The organism is Exiguobacterium sp. s194 (assembly GCF_018618275.1).
Classification (GTDB): Bacteria; Bacillota; Bacilli; order Exiguobacteriales; family Exiguobacteriaceae; genus Exiguobacterium; species Exiguobacterium chiriqhucha.
In genome coordinates, this window is the sequence record NZ_JACSLT010000007.1 from 77,777 (window position 1) to 92,327 (window position 14,551).

The 14,551-nt window shown below is 51.3% G+C and carries 15 protein-coding genes; all 15 read right to left on the reverse strand.

The features are described 5' to 3' along the window. Positions 1 to 15: 15 nt before the first annotated feature. The 15 genes from KNP85_RS10150 to KNP85_RS10220 all read right to left on the reverse strand — a co-directional run bounded on the left by KNP85_RS10150 (position 16) and on the right by KNP85_RS10220 (position 14,534). The gene (locus tag KNP85_RS10150) at positions 16 to 1,116 is read right to left on the reverse strand and encodes a hypothetical protein (protein WP_214802904.1); all 1,101 of its coding nucleotides are present in this window, start codon (positions 1,114 to 1,116) and stop codon (positions 16 to 18) included. Positions 1,117 to 1,125: 9 nt separating this feature from the next. Next, positions 1,126 to 1,932: a hypothetical protein gene (locus tag KNP85_RS10155; protein WP_214802906.1), complete on the reverse strand. Its 807-nt coding sequence runs from the start codon at positions 1,930 to 1,932 to the stop codon at positions 1,126 to 1,128. Beyond that, the gene (locus tag KNP85_RS10160; protein WP_021067812.1) at positions 1,929 to 2,609 is read right to left on the reverse strand and encodes an ABC transporter ATP-binding protein; all 681 of its coding nucleotides are present in this window, start codon (positions 2,607 to 2,609) and stop codon (positions 1,929 to 1,931) included. The genes KNP85_RS10155 and KNP85_RS10160 overlap by 4 nt, the downstream gene beginning before the upstream one ends. Further along, on the reverse strand, positions 2,587 to 2,979 hold the full coding sequence (locus tag KNP85_RS10165; protein WP_029596052.1) for a GntR family transcriptional regulator: 393 nt from the start codon (positions 2,977 to 2,979) through the stop codon (positions 2,587 to 2,589). The genes KNP85_RS10160 and KNP85_RS10165 overlap by 23 nt, the downstream gene beginning before the upstream one ends. Positions 2,980 to 3,102: 123 nt before the next feature. Continuing rightward, positions 3,103 to 3,708: a kinase gene (locus KNP85_RS10170; protein WP_214802908.1), complete on the reverse strand. Its 606-nt coding sequence runs from the start codon at positions 3,706 to 3,708 to the stop codon at positions 3,103 to 3,105. 54 nt (positions 3,709 to 3,762) lie between these two features. Then, positions 3,763 to 5,448, reverse strand: a complete 1,686-nt coding sequence (locus KNP85_RS10175) for a b(o/a)3-type cytochrome-c oxidase subunit 1 (RefSeq protein ID WP_035385689.1) — start codon at positions 5,446 to 5,448, stop codon at positions 3,763 to 3,765. Then, positions 5,449 to 5,919: a cytochrome c oxidase subunit II gene (locus KNP85_RS10180; protein WP_021067816.1), complete on the reverse strand. Its 471-nt coding sequence runs from the start codon at positions 5,917 to 5,919 to the stop codon at positions 5,449 to 5,451. It abuts the gene before it with no gap. Between the two features lie 21 nt (positions 5,920 to 5,940). Then, positions 5,941 to 6,060: a hypothetical protein gene (locus tag KNP85_RS10185; RefSeq protein WP_021067817.1), complete on the reverse strand. Its 120-nt coding sequence runs from the start codon at positions 6,058 to 6,060 to the stop codon at positions 5,941 to 5,943. A gap of 242 nt (positions 6,061 to 6,302) precedes the next feature. Then, positions 6,303 to 7,013, reverse strand: a complete 711-nt coding sequence (locus tag KNP85_RS10190; protein WP_021067818.1) for a Crp/Fnr family transcriptional regulator — start codon at positions 7,011 to 7,013, stop codon at positions 6,303 to 6,305. 173 nt (positions 7,014 to 7,186) lie between these two features. Next, a complete protein-coding gene (locus KNP85_RS10195; RefSeq protein ID WP_021067819.1) occupies positions 7,187 to 8,572 on the reverse strand; it encodes an aldehyde dehydrogenase in 1,386 nt (461 codons plus the stop codon). Between the two features lie 90 nt (positions 8,573 to 8,662). Further along, on the reverse strand, positions 8,663 to 9,820 hold the full coding sequence (locus KNP85_RS10200) for an MFS transporter (protein ID WP_214802910.1): 1,158 nt from the start codon (positions 9,818 to 9,820) through the stop codon (positions 8,663 to 8,665). A gap of 141 nt (positions 9,821 to 9,961) precedes the next feature. Beyond that, a complete protein-coding gene (gene deoD / locus KNP85_RS10205; RefSeq protein WP_214802912.1) occupies positions 9,962 to 10,675 on the reverse strand; it encodes a purine-nucleoside phosphorylase in 714 nt (237 codons plus the stop codon). A gap of 15 nt (positions 10,676 to 10,690) precedes the next feature. Continuing rightward, on the reverse strand, positions 10,691 to 11,398 hold the full coding sequence (locus KNP85_RS10210) for a response regulator transcription factor (RefSeq protein ID WP_214802913.1): 708 nt from the start codon (positions 11,396 to 11,398) through the stop codon (positions 10,691 to 10,693). Next, positions 11,395 to 13,143 carry a sensor histidine kinase gene (locus KNP85_RS10215; RefSeq protein WP_214802915.1) on the reverse strand — a complete coding sequence of 583 codons (1,749 nt, stop codon included), beginning with the start codon at positions 13,141 to 13,143 and terminating at the stop codon, positions 11,395 to 11,397. Before KNP85_RS10215 ends, KNP85_RS10210 begins: the two co-directional genes overlap by 4 nt. A 107-nt stretch (positions 13,144 to 13,250) precedes the next feature. Beyond that, a complete protein-coding gene (locus KNP85_RS10220; RefSeq protein ID WP_214802917.1) occupies positions 13,251 to 14,534 on the reverse strand; it encodes a M48 family metallopeptidase in 1,284 nt (427 codons plus the stop codon). Positions 14,535 to 14,551 lie beyond the last annotated feature (17 nt).

A 14,551-nucleotide genomic window follows, 5' to 3' on the forward strand; every position in this document is an offset into this window, starting at 1 on the left:
CCTCTCGGTTATTTGTTATTGTACATAATATTTCGTATTGGATAACAATGCCTTCGCCGCATCGTTCGTCGCCTTCACGACGGCGCTCGAGATGGCTTTCCCATCTTGATAGACGTCGATAACGGCCCCATCTTTCGTCGGGCGAATATGATACAGTTGGTTATCGACATACCAAGTCGTACCGACCGAACCATCGATGACTTGTCGCGTCGATTGCTTCCCTGTCTTCAAGTCGACAACGAATTCGGTCCCATCTTCCTGCAAGACGATTAATTGATCCTCATAGACGGTTGCGCCCCACATATCCCCTTCAGCTTTTAACTCGACGACACGCTTCTCTTCGGTGTCATAGGCATACACGCCTGGACGTTCCGTCTCGTTCGTGTACGTCTGACCATCTTCGGTTATCGTTTCGTATATCCCAAGACGTACCGGGAGGAAACGATTATCGGCTGCGATGGTCATCCGGTTCTCATCGTAAAACCTAGATATTCCGACAACACTAGAAATAAAGCCGTCTTCTATTGAGATTTCTTCAAGGGTGATTTCAGCCGCCCCTTCATCAAATACGGCGATTTTTGTTGCTGCCTGTCTGTCATAACCGTCACGATAAATCAAATGAACACGACCATCTTGAACGAATATGCCGTGCCAGTTCCCTTCCATGACTTCCACTGCACCGCTGACATCTGACGGGAACGTCGTCGTGGCCACGTCGTCGCCTTCGGTTCGGAAAAGAACGATTTCATCGTTTCCTTTTTGTCCGATGCCGACATAATCCTCTTTCGTGCGTAACGATTGGGTGAAACTAAGGTTTGTCATTTGACGATAGAACTTTCGCATCGTCGGATTGACCCGTTCGCGTTGTTTAAGCGCTTCTTCAACGTAATTTAAATGGGTCGTCACTTCACTACCAGACCGGGTGATTTCAAACCGTTCCTGGACCTCATCCTCGGTTTCATAAAAGGCTTGTATCTTTTGATTTTCCCATACATTTTCATTTGTTTTGACATCAAGCACCCACTTCGCCGTTGATGCTTTCGAATCAATGGCGAACGTACCGAGCCCGATGATGACGACCGCACCGAGCGCGGCCACATTCCACATTCGTTTCATCTGCTCACCTCACACACTTAATTTCTTCGTCAACTGACGATGTCCAATCCAAACGACCCCAATAAACCAAATCACTAAAATAAGAGTGAAGACGGCCAGCGTCTCTTCCATGAACAGATAGTTCTCAATGATAAAGAATCCAATCATCGGCACAACTACGACAACCCCAATCATCAATAAGGCGAGGAACGGCGCCCACACCGTCCGTTGCCACAGGCTCCGTTCAATCAACACAAATGCGAAGATGAATAAGACGGCGAGGGCAATTAATACTTGATGGACAAAGAAGTTGAACAGTGACGCCGGGAACATGACCGAAAGCGCCCCATCGTAGCCGATGGCCTGTTCGAAGGAGCCACTCATCGGAATCATTTGCGAGTCCAACCAACTCGAAAACGCTATGTACTGGAGTTTGAGCGCAATCCACTGGACGGAGAACAAGCCAAGGATCATCAACATCATCGTCACTAGCTTCGCACCGAAGACGAGCATCCGTTGTTGCGGCATGAGCAATAGGCGCATCATGAACGTCCCACGGCCTTGGAAGTCACGGTACCAAATCCAAAAACTGAAGAATACCATCGCCGTGACAGCAACCCCAATCGACAAGATGAACGGTGTGCCACCAAGATAATTCCCGAACGTCAAAGTGTAATCCGGCGTTCCAGCACGACGCATTTCTTCATACATATTCGTCTCGCTCCATAGGAAGACGCCGAGCCAGGCGAACTGGGTGACGACGAGTAACGTGATCAAGATGAGATACGGTTTCGTCAACCGCTCGACTTCCCATCCGAGTAGTTTCAACAAATTCATGCGCCATACTCCTCTCTCATGACATCGACAATCGACTTCCCATGAATGAAGCGGACGTCCTCGACGTCGAACTCGCGAACGATCCGGCCGCGGTTCAACATGACGGCCTTGTCGACCAAGTATTCGATGTCTTCAATCTCGTGCGTCGTAATCAAGACGCCGCGGTCTTCCATAATGTCACTCGAGAACAACTCGACAATTTGTTCTTTCGAGAACACGTCGATGCCCGAGAACGGTTCGTCGAGCAATAGATAGTCCGGATCTTGGGCAATCCCGAGCGCCAAATTCACTTTGGCGAGCGTCCCTTTCGACAGCTCATTCAACTTGTCCTCTGGGAACAGCTTGAACTCATCGACAAGACGGGCAAACAATTTCGGGTCGAACTTTGGATAAAAGTCGCGCATGAACGCCTCGCACTGTTCAATGGTGAAATGGATGGGGAACGTCGAATGGTCCGGTACGAACGCGACACGATTCAAATCGATCGGTTTGCCGTCGACAAGCACCGTCCCCTGGTCGAACGGCGTCAGTCCCATGATGCCTTTTAAAATCGTCGATTTCCCGGTACCGTTCAACCCGATCAAGCATGTGATTTCCCCTTTTTGGGCCGTGAACGACACCTCTTCGATGACTTGTTTTTTGCGGTAACGCTTCTTAACTCCCAGTACTTCGATCATGAATATTCCCCTCCCCGTATTGCCGTTTGATTTTATCGACGAGCTCATCCATCGTGACGTCAAGTTCTTGAATCGATTCGACAAAGACAGCGACTGCCTCATCGACGAGTTCCGTGCGGATGCGTTTCAATACATGTTCATCGGTCGTCACGCGGCTCGGACGGTTCCGTTCGGTCGTAATCAATTGTTGTTCCTCCATCTCTTTGAACGCCTTTTGGACGGTGTTCGGATTGATTTTCAGTTCGGTCGCGAGCTCACGTCGCGACGGCATCTCTTCGCCCGCCTGCAGTTCGCCAAGCGCCATCTTCTTTTTGAAGTAATCGACGACTTGAATGTAAACCGGGGCTCTCGTGTTGAATTGTATGATCATGTTGTCACCTCTCTAAGTGTATGATGCGACTAATACACTATCTAACTGTATTATCACCATAGTACACTAACCGAGTCAACAGTTTTTTCCAAAACAAAAACGCATCCCCTATAAATGGATGCGTCAACTAGATGAAACGATTTGATTGGCCTGGGCTTGCGGGTTGATCGTTTTGATGTAATGCGCTTCTCCCGGCCAATACCGGCGTTCGTACTTAGCAAGCCGCTCCGACAAGTCGCCGATATACGTATCACGATTCAAGACCCGTTCATACCGGACTTCCCGCGGACAGTCGAGATAGACGATGTAGTCAAAATAAGGACGCCACTCGTCCCGCAATAAGAAGATCCCTTCGATCAAGACAAGTGTGTTCGGAGCAATCTCAATTGTTCGCATGTTGACCGCGTCCTGGTCTCGCTCATAATACGGCAACGTCAAATTCGTCTGCCCTTCCCGAAGCGGTTTGAACAAGGTCTCCACGAGCAACTCGACGTCCCATTGGAGCGCATAATATTCCATCGCCTCTGACTGTCCCGTCGCGTAACGTCGGTGCCGCTCGACGATAAAGTCGTCGATATGTAACACCATTTCATTCGTTGCAATCCCGCGTAGTTGTTCGACCATCGTCGTCTTCCCTGCCCCGCTCAACCCGTCGATCGCGACGAGGAACGGCCGATCCGGCTCGCGTCTAACATATTCACGGTGAATATCTGCACGAAGTAGCTCCATCTTTCCATCTCCCCACATGAAAAAGTCAGCCCCGCTAGCGAGGCTGACTTCAGTTTACCAGAGCACCCAACCTTTCGCTCCCGGCGGCGCACTCTCAATCAAGTGCCAAATCGGAATCGTATAGGCGAAGGCAATTAAAACGAACGTGACCGTAATCCAAAGCTTCCAGTTCTCGAAGAAACGCGGTGTCTCCATCGCCGCCTCTTCGGTCTCGGCGAGCGGGAACTCCTCTTCTCCTTTCGGAGCGAGGAACGACAAGTTGAACATTGAATAGACGAAGATGAGGACCGAGATCAAGAGGATCGTCCCGCCAATCGCCATGGCGATGTGGTATGGAATCCATTCGCGCGTAAGCGCATCCGAGAAGTACGTTGCCGGACCGGTCCGACGCGGATTACCTTGCAGTCCTGAGATGTGCATTGCGTAAGACATGATCGACATTCCGAACGCCCACGTGCCTGCTTGAATTAATCCGATTCGATTCATCTTTTTCGTTAGGATACGGCCGCGCAATACCGGCACGAGCCAATATGCCGTTCCGAAGAACGTCAAGGCGACGGCCGTTCCGACCGTGATATGGAAATGACCTGTGACCCAAAGTGTGTTGTGGACCATCGCGTTCAATTGGTGCGATGCGTTGATGATCCCGCCGGCTCCGGCCGGAATGAAGAACAACATGCCGACAAACGGAGCGAGGAAACGGACATCCCCATATGGCATCTTCTTGACCCAACCAAATAGACCACGAGCTCCGAGTGCGCGGCCTCGCAGCTCGAACGTCGCAAACAGCGAGAACGCCGTCATAAACGACGGGATGACGACGAGGAACGTCAAGATGACTTGAACGAACTTCCAGAACGGTTCAATCCCTGGTTCCGTCAACTGGTGGTGGAATCCGACCGGGAACGAGAATAACAGGAACAACAGGAACGCCATCCGGGCGAGCGCATCGGAGAAAATCTTTCCGCCGATGACTTTTGGCACGACCGTATACCAGACGATATAGGCCGGCATGAGCCAGAAATAGACGAGCGGATGACCGAAATACCAGAACAGCGTCCGTGACAACTCGATTCCGACCGTATCTTTCCAACCGAGCGAGAGCGGGAGCAGTTGGAATAAAATCGTTCCGGCGACACCGAGCGTGGCGATGACCCACAAGAGCATCGTCATGATACTCATATACGCTGGAAGCGGCGGATGAACGCCCGGATTTTCTCGTTTATAGTCCGCATACATCCGGAACATGGCGAACGCCGATAACCACGTACCGACGACGAACAAGACGAGACCGATATAAAACACTGGGTCGGCCATGAGAGGTGCGTAGAACGTATACAAGACGGTCGCTTTATTGGCGAGCACCATGATCGTGACGAGCACGGCACCGGCGATAATCATCCAAAACCCGAGCCAAGCGACCCTCGTTGGGAACGACTCAAAGCGTCCGAACGACTTGGCGAGGAGCGCGTAAAGCAGACCGATGATGAACATTGTCGTGAAAACGAGACCGAGCATGATGCCGTGTGCAGTCAACAGTTGATAATAGCCGAACACTTCCGGGATGACACCGGTCCGGATGAGCGTCTGCATGAGGCCGGCTAGTCCACCGATTAAGACAGCGAGGACCGAGATGACGACGTGGGCATAGGCGAGGCGTGCTTCTTTGACACCGATACTCGGTACCGGTACGCCGCGTTCCATTTCCCACTGCTTTAGTTTTGAGGCTACGTCATTCATTTAGTCCACCACCTTAATTTTTGTCGACATCATGTGATGTCCGGTACCACAATATTCGTTACAAAGGATTAAAAATTCGCCCGCCTCATCGAACGTATACGTGAGCGAGTTGATATGACCAGGTACGACCATCATATTGACCGGTGTGCCCGTCAACTGGAAACCGTGAACGACGTCCGGTGACGTGACGAGAAACGTGACTTTCGCCCCTTTTGGAATCTCGACGTTGCCCGGCGTGAACGTGAACGCTTGCGCGACCATGACAAGTTCATATTCGTTGTCGTCAATTTTATGAAGTCCCGGTTTGTCGAACGGTGCGGTTTGATGCACTTTCGCCGGATCGATCAAATCCGCGTCCGAAGCCGGTTGATTTCCTGCCGCAAAGGCAGAGATACCAAGCACGGTTAAAAACACACCTAATAAAATGATGCCGAATACAAGCCAATATTTTTCAAGTTTATGAATATGCATATGTTGCTCTCCTCCTGCTCGTTATCGCGTCATAAATAGGTAAAACACTGACGACCACATGGCAATGATGACGCCCGCGACAATCATGACCGATGTGAACGTGCCTTTTAAGTTCGGTTCTTGTCCATCGTTTTTCTCCACGTGAAGGACCCCTTTCCCTGTGATTTCCACTTTTATTGTATGAAATGGGATGGGAATTAATATGTGACATTTATCACTCCAAAAGTGACAATCACATCAATTTTGCGTAGTTTCCACACATAAAGTTCACATTTGGTATAAAGGCATACAAAAAAGGCGATTGTCCCGATACGAATCGAGTCAACCACCTGTTCGGTTTCACGCGCTTTGACAAGGTGAAATGTTTCAGCCCTCTTGAAAGATTAAAGCCGACAGATACCGGCGGGACAGCCTTCGCAGTAACATAGCTCTTTCAAGAAATCGATGTCATGCAAAATCATCTCTGTCCCCGTCGTCGTCAACATGCCTTCCTTCCGCCACTGGTTCATCATCCGATTCACCGTCTCGCGAGGTGCGCCAATCAGCTGACCGAGCTCCCCGTCTGACGGATGTTTCGGCACGACGATCCCTTCTGCTGACTCGACGCCGTCCATCGCCGCCATGCGTAATAACGTGGAGGCGAGGGCACCCGGTTTCCCATATAGCAGCAAGTCACGGAGTTTCATCTCGGACTGCTTGCGCATCATCGACGTCCACCGCAATACTTCAGTGGCCAACTGCGCATCGCGCCGAACGAGTTCATCCATCTCTTGCTTCGAAATCCAACCGATGACACTGTCCGAAGTCGTCTCGATGCTATACGAACTCGGGAACACCTCGTCGATATCGAACTCCCCGAAGAAGTCGTCCGCCCCATAGATGAACATGATGAGTGCGCTCCCTTTTTTCGTCAGCTTCGTGAATTTGACGGAACCGCTCTTCAAATAAAAGAACTTGTTGCACTTCTCGCCTTCCCAACAAACGATGCTCCCTTTCGAATGATCTTGAAACGTCATCATCTCGAGCAAGAGCTGTTTCGTCTCTTGCGAAAAGACAAAGCTGTTCGGTTTGGTCGTTCCGCATTTCATAGTCATGTTATCTGCTCCCTCCACTAATCGTATATCTGATTAAGTCTCGTACGTCATGTGTATGGCTATATTATACAAGAGGTATGTAGCTAGTTTCATAAAAGTATGTGACATTTCAAACAATCTTCTTATTCTTTGCCCACAAAAAAAGACTGCAGGCTCCCTGCAGTCTAGTCTGGTCAACGGTAGACGAGTCGAATCAACTTCTCGGCCGCTTTGAAGTTCGGATAACGAATCGGTAAATCAAATTTCGTCGTGTTTCGTAAAATCGATTTGGCGTGACTAAACGTCTCAAAACTGTAACGTCCATGGTACGAGCCCATCCCGCTCTCGCCGACGCCGCCGAACGGCAGGTTCGGGTTCGTCAAATGCATGAGCACGTCATTGACACAGCCTCCACCGAACGTGAGGTGTTTCATCACGGTCTGCTCCACGGCTTTCGTCTCGGTGAACAAATAGAGCGCGAGCGGATGCGGACGCGATGACACAAACTCAATCACTTCGTCGAGTTGGCGGTACGTGAGGACTGGTAGAATCGGTCCGAAAATCTCATCTTTCATCACGTTCGCGTCCTCTTCGATATCCGTCAACACGGTCGGGGCAATCTTCAATTCGTCCCGGTCCGTCTGGCCACCAAAGAAAATGTCTCCTTCTGTCAAATATGCGGTCAAGCGGTCGAAGTGGGTCTCATTGACGATTCGTGTGAACCGTTTCGTCCCGACGCCGTTTCCGAACATCGTGAACGCCTCCCGTTTGATGGCCTCGAGGAATGCCTCTCGTTTAGATTCGTGGACAAGGACGTAATCTGGAGCGACGCATGTCTGCCCGGCATTCATCCATTTGCCCCAGGCGATGCGCTTGGCTGCAATCTCGATATTGGCATCTTCATGGACGATTGCCGGTGATTTCCCACCAAGTTCGAGCGTGACGGGCGTCAAGTGCTTCGCCGCCGCCTCCATGACGATTTTCCCGACTGGCGTCGACCCTGTGAAGAAGATATGGTCCCATTTCTGGGCAAGCAACTCGGTCGCAACGTCCTTATCTCCTTCGACGCTGACGACGTAGCGGTCGGTGAACGCCCGTTCGAGCACTTTCGTGATCATTTGGGCGACGTTCGGTGTCAATTCCGAAGGTTTCACGACAGCCGTGTTGCCTGCGGCAATCGCTCCGATGAGTGGCGCCATCGCCAATTGAAACGGATAGTTCCACGGAGCGATCACGAGTACCGTTCCGTAAGGTTCATACATGACCTCACTTTGCGTCCCGAGATGGATTGAAGCGCCTCGGACACGTTTCGGGCGCATCCAACGCTTCAACTCACGTGTCGTCCGTGTGATTTCGTCATAGACGAAACCGATCTCCGTCGTGAACGCGTCGAGTTCTGATTTGTTCAAATCCTGCTCCAACGCTTGAAGAATCTCTGCTTCATGATGCTTGATTGACTCTTTTAAAAACGTCAACATGCTGAGACGGAATGCGAGCGACTTGGTCGCTTGCGTCCGAAAGAAGCGACGCTGTTTACGAATGAGCTCTTCAATGGTCAACTGTTCGATTGGTGCGAGCATAAATCTGCCTCCCTTGGATGATAACGCTAGCTTCATCTTATCATCTTCACTCGGTCAGCGACCATTTTGAACCTTCGATATGCGTCCGTCCTATCTGACAGGCACGTCCCGTTTCTTCGTTTGTTGCATGACGACAAATATCAAACCGGCGACGAGCAGGATGCCACCCGTCAGCGCGAATTTTTGTGTCAGCGTAATCGAGAGCCAGCCTAACAATGCCGAGCCCGTCACTGTCCCGAGCGAGAAGAACGCATAAAAATAGCCGTACGACTTACCACGATTGGCCTGATTCGTCGCTTTAATCAACATCGTATTGATGGCTGGGAATAAGATAGCGAACCCGACGCCATACAAGGCGAGGACAGCGTACAAGAGGAGCGACGTCTCTGATCGGCCAATCAACAGTTGGCTCACACCGAGAATGCCGACACCGAGTGCCGCGAGCTTCGCTGGTTCGATTTGGTCGAACAGGCGATTCATCGGCAACACAAACACGAGCACCGCCATGATACCGAACGTGCTGAGCAATGTCCCGCTCAGACGAGAGTCATACCCGAGCGCCTGCACGTAAAGGGGAAGCAAGTACGCGATTGCCCCTTGCGAGAACATCAAGAGGAAGGCGCCGATATACGCTTTCACTACGTCTCGTTCCAGGCGCGACGTCCCTTCATCTGTACGATGGGAAGGTTCAAGTGTTAACTTCGACGGGCGCAAAAAGACGAGTGCGAGGAGCGCGACGGCTACCCCGAACAGCGCGACGTATGTGAAGACGATCGGCACGGTCGTCTGGCTGGCCATGATGCCGCTGAACGCCGGACCGACGATGGCTGCCAAACCAACAAAACTGCCGGTCAATGCCACTTTTTTACCTTGTCGGTTCGCGGCGGTCAGATTGGCGGACAACGTGAACGCGGCTGGGACAATCAAACCCGCTACAAAGCCGTGCACGATCCGGACAATTAATAGCGTCGTCGCTGTGTCGACGAGATGATACGACAAGAGACTGAGGCTCGACAGCGCAAGACCAACGAGCAAGATGACGATCGGACCAATCCGGTCGGTCCAAATGCCGGATAAAATGTTGCCCAACGTATTCGACAACGAGTAGATGGCGATGACGAGCCCTGCGATGAAAGGTGTCGCACCAACCGATGTCGCAAACGTGCTCATGACCGGAAGTTGGGCGAATAAATCAAAGAAGGCAAAAAAGACGATACTATAAATAACAAAAGCGGACGCTTTATTCATGGTCACAACTCCTTGATTCAGCCCGCTACGGGAACTGTTCGTTTCAGCTTCAGTCTAGCTTGCCGGTTTCACTTTGTATACATGGGAAGGCGCGCGGACACAAAAACGCCTTACAAACCAGTGGTCTGTAAGGCGTGCTCATTAGTTTGTGACTTCGACCGCTGTGTCGAGTGCGACACGGATCATCTCGTCAAATGTCGACTGACGTTCTTCCGATGTCGTCTCTTCACCTGTCAACAAGTGATCCGAGATCGTAAGGATCGTCAATGCGTTCACTTTATGTTTCGCAGCGAGCGTGTAAAGACCTGCCGCTTCCATCTCGATGGCGAGGCAACCGAAATCGGCCCACTTCTTGAAATGGTGGAAATCATCCTGATAGAACTGGTCGGCTGTGAAAATTTGCCCGACTTTGACCGGAATACCAGCTTTTTCAGCATTCATATACGCACGATGTAGGAGGTCGAACGTCGCTGTCGGTGCATAGTCCATACCGTCGAAACGAACCCGGTTTTGCCCCATCTCACTCGAGGCGCTCATCGCGATGACGACGTCGCGTACTTTGACGTCTTCTTGAATCCCGCCGGCCGTACCGACACGAATCAAGTTTTTAGCGCCGTATGACATAATCAATTCGTTCACGTAAATCGACATCGATGGAACTCCCATCCCAGTTCCTTGCACGGAAATGCGTTTCCCTTTATACGTTCCTGTGAAGCCATACATACCACGGACTTCGTTGTATAACTCGACGTCTTCGAGGAACGTCTCCGCGATATATTTCGCACGGAGCGGATCTCCTGGCAATAATACCGTTTCTGCGATTTGTCCTACTTCTGCCCCAATGTGTACACTCATGATTAAATTCCTCCTTCAAGATAGTCGCTGGCACTGCTCCCGATATTCATTCGGGGTGATGCCAATCTGTTTTTTGAAGACTTTTCGGAAATACTTGTCGTCCGAAAAGCCGACCGCTTGGGCGACTTCATAAATACGTTGTCTACTCGTCTCAAGGAGACGTTTCGCCTCGAGCATCCGGATTGACAGCAAGTATTCGGATAAGTTGACGCCGTACTGCTGTTTGAAGCGACGCGATATGTATTCGCGGCTCAAGTAAAAGCGCTCGCTCATCCCTTGTAAGCTGAGTTCTTCCGCATAATGGCGTTCGATGAATGCGCCAATCTGTAGAATCGGATCGTCCTCGTCAGGAATGACGTCGGCGAGGGCACGTGCGAGCGTCTCGTTCAAGACGTCCGGATCAATCGGTTTCAACAAGTAGTCGAAACTGCCGAGCTGAATCGCGCGCCGCATGTACGAGTATTCGTCATACCCCGTCAAGACGATCAGTTTGGCCGCCTCCGCCTCCGTATGGACCCACTCCATCAACTCGATGCCGTTACATCGAGGCATTTGCAGGTCCGATAAAATCAACGCCGGCCGTTCTTTGACGATGATCCGTTTCGCTTCTTCCCCGTCTTGCGCCTCAATCACTTTCGTGACGCCGAGCCGACCCCACTCCCCAAGCAGTTTCACCGCTTCCCGCACCGGCGACTCATCATCCACGATCAACACTTTCGTCATGACGCATCCGCCTCCTTTACGGCCGGGAAACGCATGACGATACGAAATCCGCCTGTCTCTGGTGTAGCCAACATAAACTGAGCCTCCCGATTATAGTTTAACATGAGTCGATCCCGAATGTTCTTTAAACCGGTACCTTCCGCCCCATTCAATGGCTCGGTCGATACCTCAATCCGTTCTTTCAATACCGTCAACTCCTCGTCCGAGATATCGCGTCCGCTATTCTCGCAGTGAATCACGAGATTCGGTCCCTCTTGATTGATTCGGACCGAGAAACGATTGGCCGCTGTCGCGCCATCGCGCTCGAACCCGTGTTTGAAAAAGTTCTCGGCGAGCGGCTGTAAAATCATCTTTGGCACAATCAAATCGAGGAGCGGCTCCGGCACATCGATTTCGATCTTGAATTGCTCCGGGAATCGGACTTGTTGCAGGCGAATATAAGACGTGAGGTGATCGACTTCCCGTTTGAGCGTCACGAGCGACTCGTCAGGATGCATCGTATAGCGCATCATCGAGGAGAGCTGTGTGATGAGACGGTACACCGTCTTGCCGTCACCTTTCAACGCGAGCGTCCCAATCGATTGCAAGGCGTTGAACAGGAAATGTGGGTTCGTCTGAGCTTGGAGTGCCCTCAGCTCATTCGTCCGATTCTCGAGCGCCAACCGGTACTCTCGTTGAATCAAATCATCGATTCGTTCAATCATCCGCTTGAACTGCCGTCCAAGTACGCCGAACTCATCATTTCCGAGGGAATCGAATGAAACGGTCATGTCCCCTTGTTCGATTCGCCAAATGTTCGAGGTGAGCGTCTTGATTGGAGTCGTCAAACGCATCGAAGCGTATGTCGCCCCAATCAACGCCAATATGAGCGACACCATCCCGACGACAAAGATGATGAATGACGTCCGTGACGCCGGCTCGGTCAACAGGCGATCCGGTATCGATTTTCCGACGTAGAACGTCTGGTTCTCAAACTCGAACGATTTGACGATGCGGTGATGCTTGCCATCGCTCGATAGCGAGTTCGTCGAACCATTTTGAGGAATTTCACCATCCCCGAGCTGCGCGAACACTTGATTGCCGCCCCCGACGAACCAGAGGCTCTCGCTCGGGTTGTTTTGTAGCGAGGCGAGCTGACCGATGAAGACGTCCTCCGGGATATCGATTGACAAAATCGCGAGCGGCTGATCCGTCTCGATTTTGTCGAGTCGGAAATGGAGCGTCACGACTTCTTCTTCTGAGACGAGCGGACCGAAATCATGATACGGCACGAGCGGATGCGAAGCCTCGAGCAGGACGCGGCTCTCCTCATACTTCAATAGCTGTTGCTGAATCTCACTTGGCTGCCGTTTCGAGCGCGGGGACACTTTCATCTTATAGGCGGCGAACGAATCCATATCCTCAAGCATGAGCAGCTGGATTTGGGCCACATCCTCACGGGATAAGTACATCCCGAGCAGCGCCCGTCGTACCTCGAGTTCAGTCTGTTCGAGCGACAGTCCCGGGCCGTACTCGAGAATATCGAGCACATCCCGATTCGCATACAGACTGGTCGGCAAGCGGCTCAAGTCCGAGACATACCGTTCCATCTGTAGTGTGCCTCGCTCAAGCGACCATTCCGTGAGCTGAAGCCCCCGTTCCCGCTCCCGGTCTTTGACGTACCAAAAGGAAATGATCGTCGCCAAAATGACGGGAACGATAATCGTCAATGCGATCATTCCCGTCAGCTTCGTCCGAATGCTCATCCACGTATCGCCTCCTCGCTGTCATTATATCACGGCATATGCAAGCGTTTGCAATACTGTCATGAAAAAAACTCGTCTCCCAGTTTCTCGAGAGACGAGCCAGTTGTTCATTCATAAGAACGTAGCAATTCTACAATCCCAAATTCGTGACTCCAATCTTTCGCCACATCGACTGGTGTCATCCCATCGTCATTCTCGATTGTGACATCGGCTCCGCTTTCGAGCAGCAATACTAATGAATCGTAGTCCAGTCCATCGTTATACAGCAAGTTATGGAGCGGAGTATCACCATAACTGTCTTGCATGTTAACGTCCGCGCCGTTCGCCAATTCCTCTCGAATCGCGTCCGCACCTGCATTGTCATAAACCAACTGCTGAAGCGGTTCTTCAGTCATATCACCAGCAAACCCTTCACTGAACGGTGATGAAGCGAAGCTTGTAAACCCACCGCTCGTGAACAGCCAGGCGACGATGGCTACGTTGACAATGACGCTCAACACAATCGTCCCGATAATCGACCCTTTGACATACCCTGCCGTCTTGAAGACCGGAACGTTCGCTTCACCGGCGTTCGTCGCAATGGCTGCAATCCGTTTCGGGAGCGGCGGATGCGTCGATAACAGCTCGCTCAATTTGGCGATAAATCCGTTCTCACGGCTCGCCTCATATAAGTAGTCAAACTCGCTCACTTCCTTCGCCAACTTCCCACCGATGGCAAGAATCGTGAGGGCGCGTTTTGATGCCGTCTCGTCTTGAATATGGTGGGCGGCCATGCGGTCACACGTAAACTCACATGCACGCGAATAAGCCGATCCTAAAAACGGAATCCAACCGCCGAGCAGCATCGCCCATTGTTTCTGGACATGGTTACGGCGAATATGTGCCAACTCGTGCGCGATCACAAACTCGACTTCTTTGGCGTACCCTTCACGTGACAACTCGACGACATCCGAATACAGGATGACCATATTCTTTTGGAAGAAACGGGTCGCGAAAGCGTTCAAGACGCCTCCGGCTTGAAGAATGTACACATCCGGGAGTAAGCGAATTCCCATTTCTTGTCCGACACGCTGATACGTCTGATACAGGTCGGCGAATTGACGTTCGGTCACTTTGACGCCGTTCGTGCGAATATATCCGATTTGAAGCCAGTGCGTGAATAGAGACAGGGTTATAATCGTTCCCATCACCCATAAAAAGATGCCGAGTGAGGCAATAGTGAAGATGATTCCTAGTATCACCGACAACACGCTAGCGGCGACGAGCAGGCCAAAATACAAGGTTTCGTTCTTATGTACCATGCTCGCTTGTATCTGATTGGATGGTTTCTTGCCGGATGGTTTCTTGTCCGGTAGTACCACTTCTGATTGTTTAATATCTGATTGATTCATGCAATAATCCCCTTCAT

Coding starts and splice junctions, on each gene's coding strand:
- KNP85_RS10200 (WP_214802910.1), bottom strand. CDS start 9,820: ATGAATAAAGCGTCCGCTTTTGTTATTTATAGTATCGTCTTTTTTGCC.
- KNP85_RS10160 (WP_021067812.1), bottom strand. CDS start 2,609: ATGATCGAAGTACTGGGAGTTAAGAAGCGTTACCGCAAAAAACAAGTC.
- KNP85_RS10150 (WP_214802904.1), bottom strand. CDS start 1,116: ATGAAACGAATGTGGAATGTGGCCGCGCTCGGTGCGGTCGTCATCATC.
- KNP85_RS10155 (WP_214802906.1), bottom strand. CDS start 1,932: ATGAATTTGTTGAAACTACTCGGATGGGAAGTCGAGCGGTTGACGAAA.
- KNP85_RS10220 (WP_214802917.1), bottom strand. CDS start 14,534: ATGAATCAATCAGATATTAAACAATCAGAAGTGGTACTACCGGACAAG.
- KNP85_RS10190 (WP_021067818.1), bottom strand. CDS start 7,013: ATGACTATGAAATGCGGAACGACCAAACCGAACAGCTTTGTCTTTTCG.
- deoD (WP_214802912.1), bottom strand. CDS start 10,675: ATGAGTGTACACATTGGGGCAGAAGTAGGACAAATCGCAGAAACGGTA.
- KNP85_RS10195 (WP_021067819.1), bottom strand. CDS start 8,572: ATGCTCGCACCAATCGAACAGTTGACCATTGAAGAGCTCATTCGTAAA.
- KNP85_RS10210 (WP_214802913.1), bottom strand. CDS start 11,398: ATGACGAAAGTGTTGATCGTGGATGATGAGTCGCCGGTGCGGGAAGCG.
- KNP85_RS10170 (WP_214802908.1), bottom strand. CDS start 3,708: ATGGAGCTACTTCGTGCAGATATTCACCGTGAATATGTTAGACGCGAG.
- KNP85_RS10180 (WP_021067816.1), bottom strand. CDS start 5,919: ATGCATATTCATAAACTTGAAAAATATTGGCTTGTATTCGGCATCATT.
- KNP85_RS10165 (WP_029596052.1), bottom strand. CDS start 2,979: ATGATCATACAATTCAACACGAGAGCCCCGGTTTACATTCAAGTCGTC.
- KNP85_RS10175 (WP_035385689.1), bottom strand. CDS start 5,448: ATGAATGACGTAGCCTCAAAACTAAAGCAGTGGGAAATGGAACGCGGC.
- KNP85_RS10215 (WP_214802915.1), bottom strand. CDS start 13,143: ATGAGCATTCGGACGAAGCTGACGGGAATGATCGCATTGACGATTATC.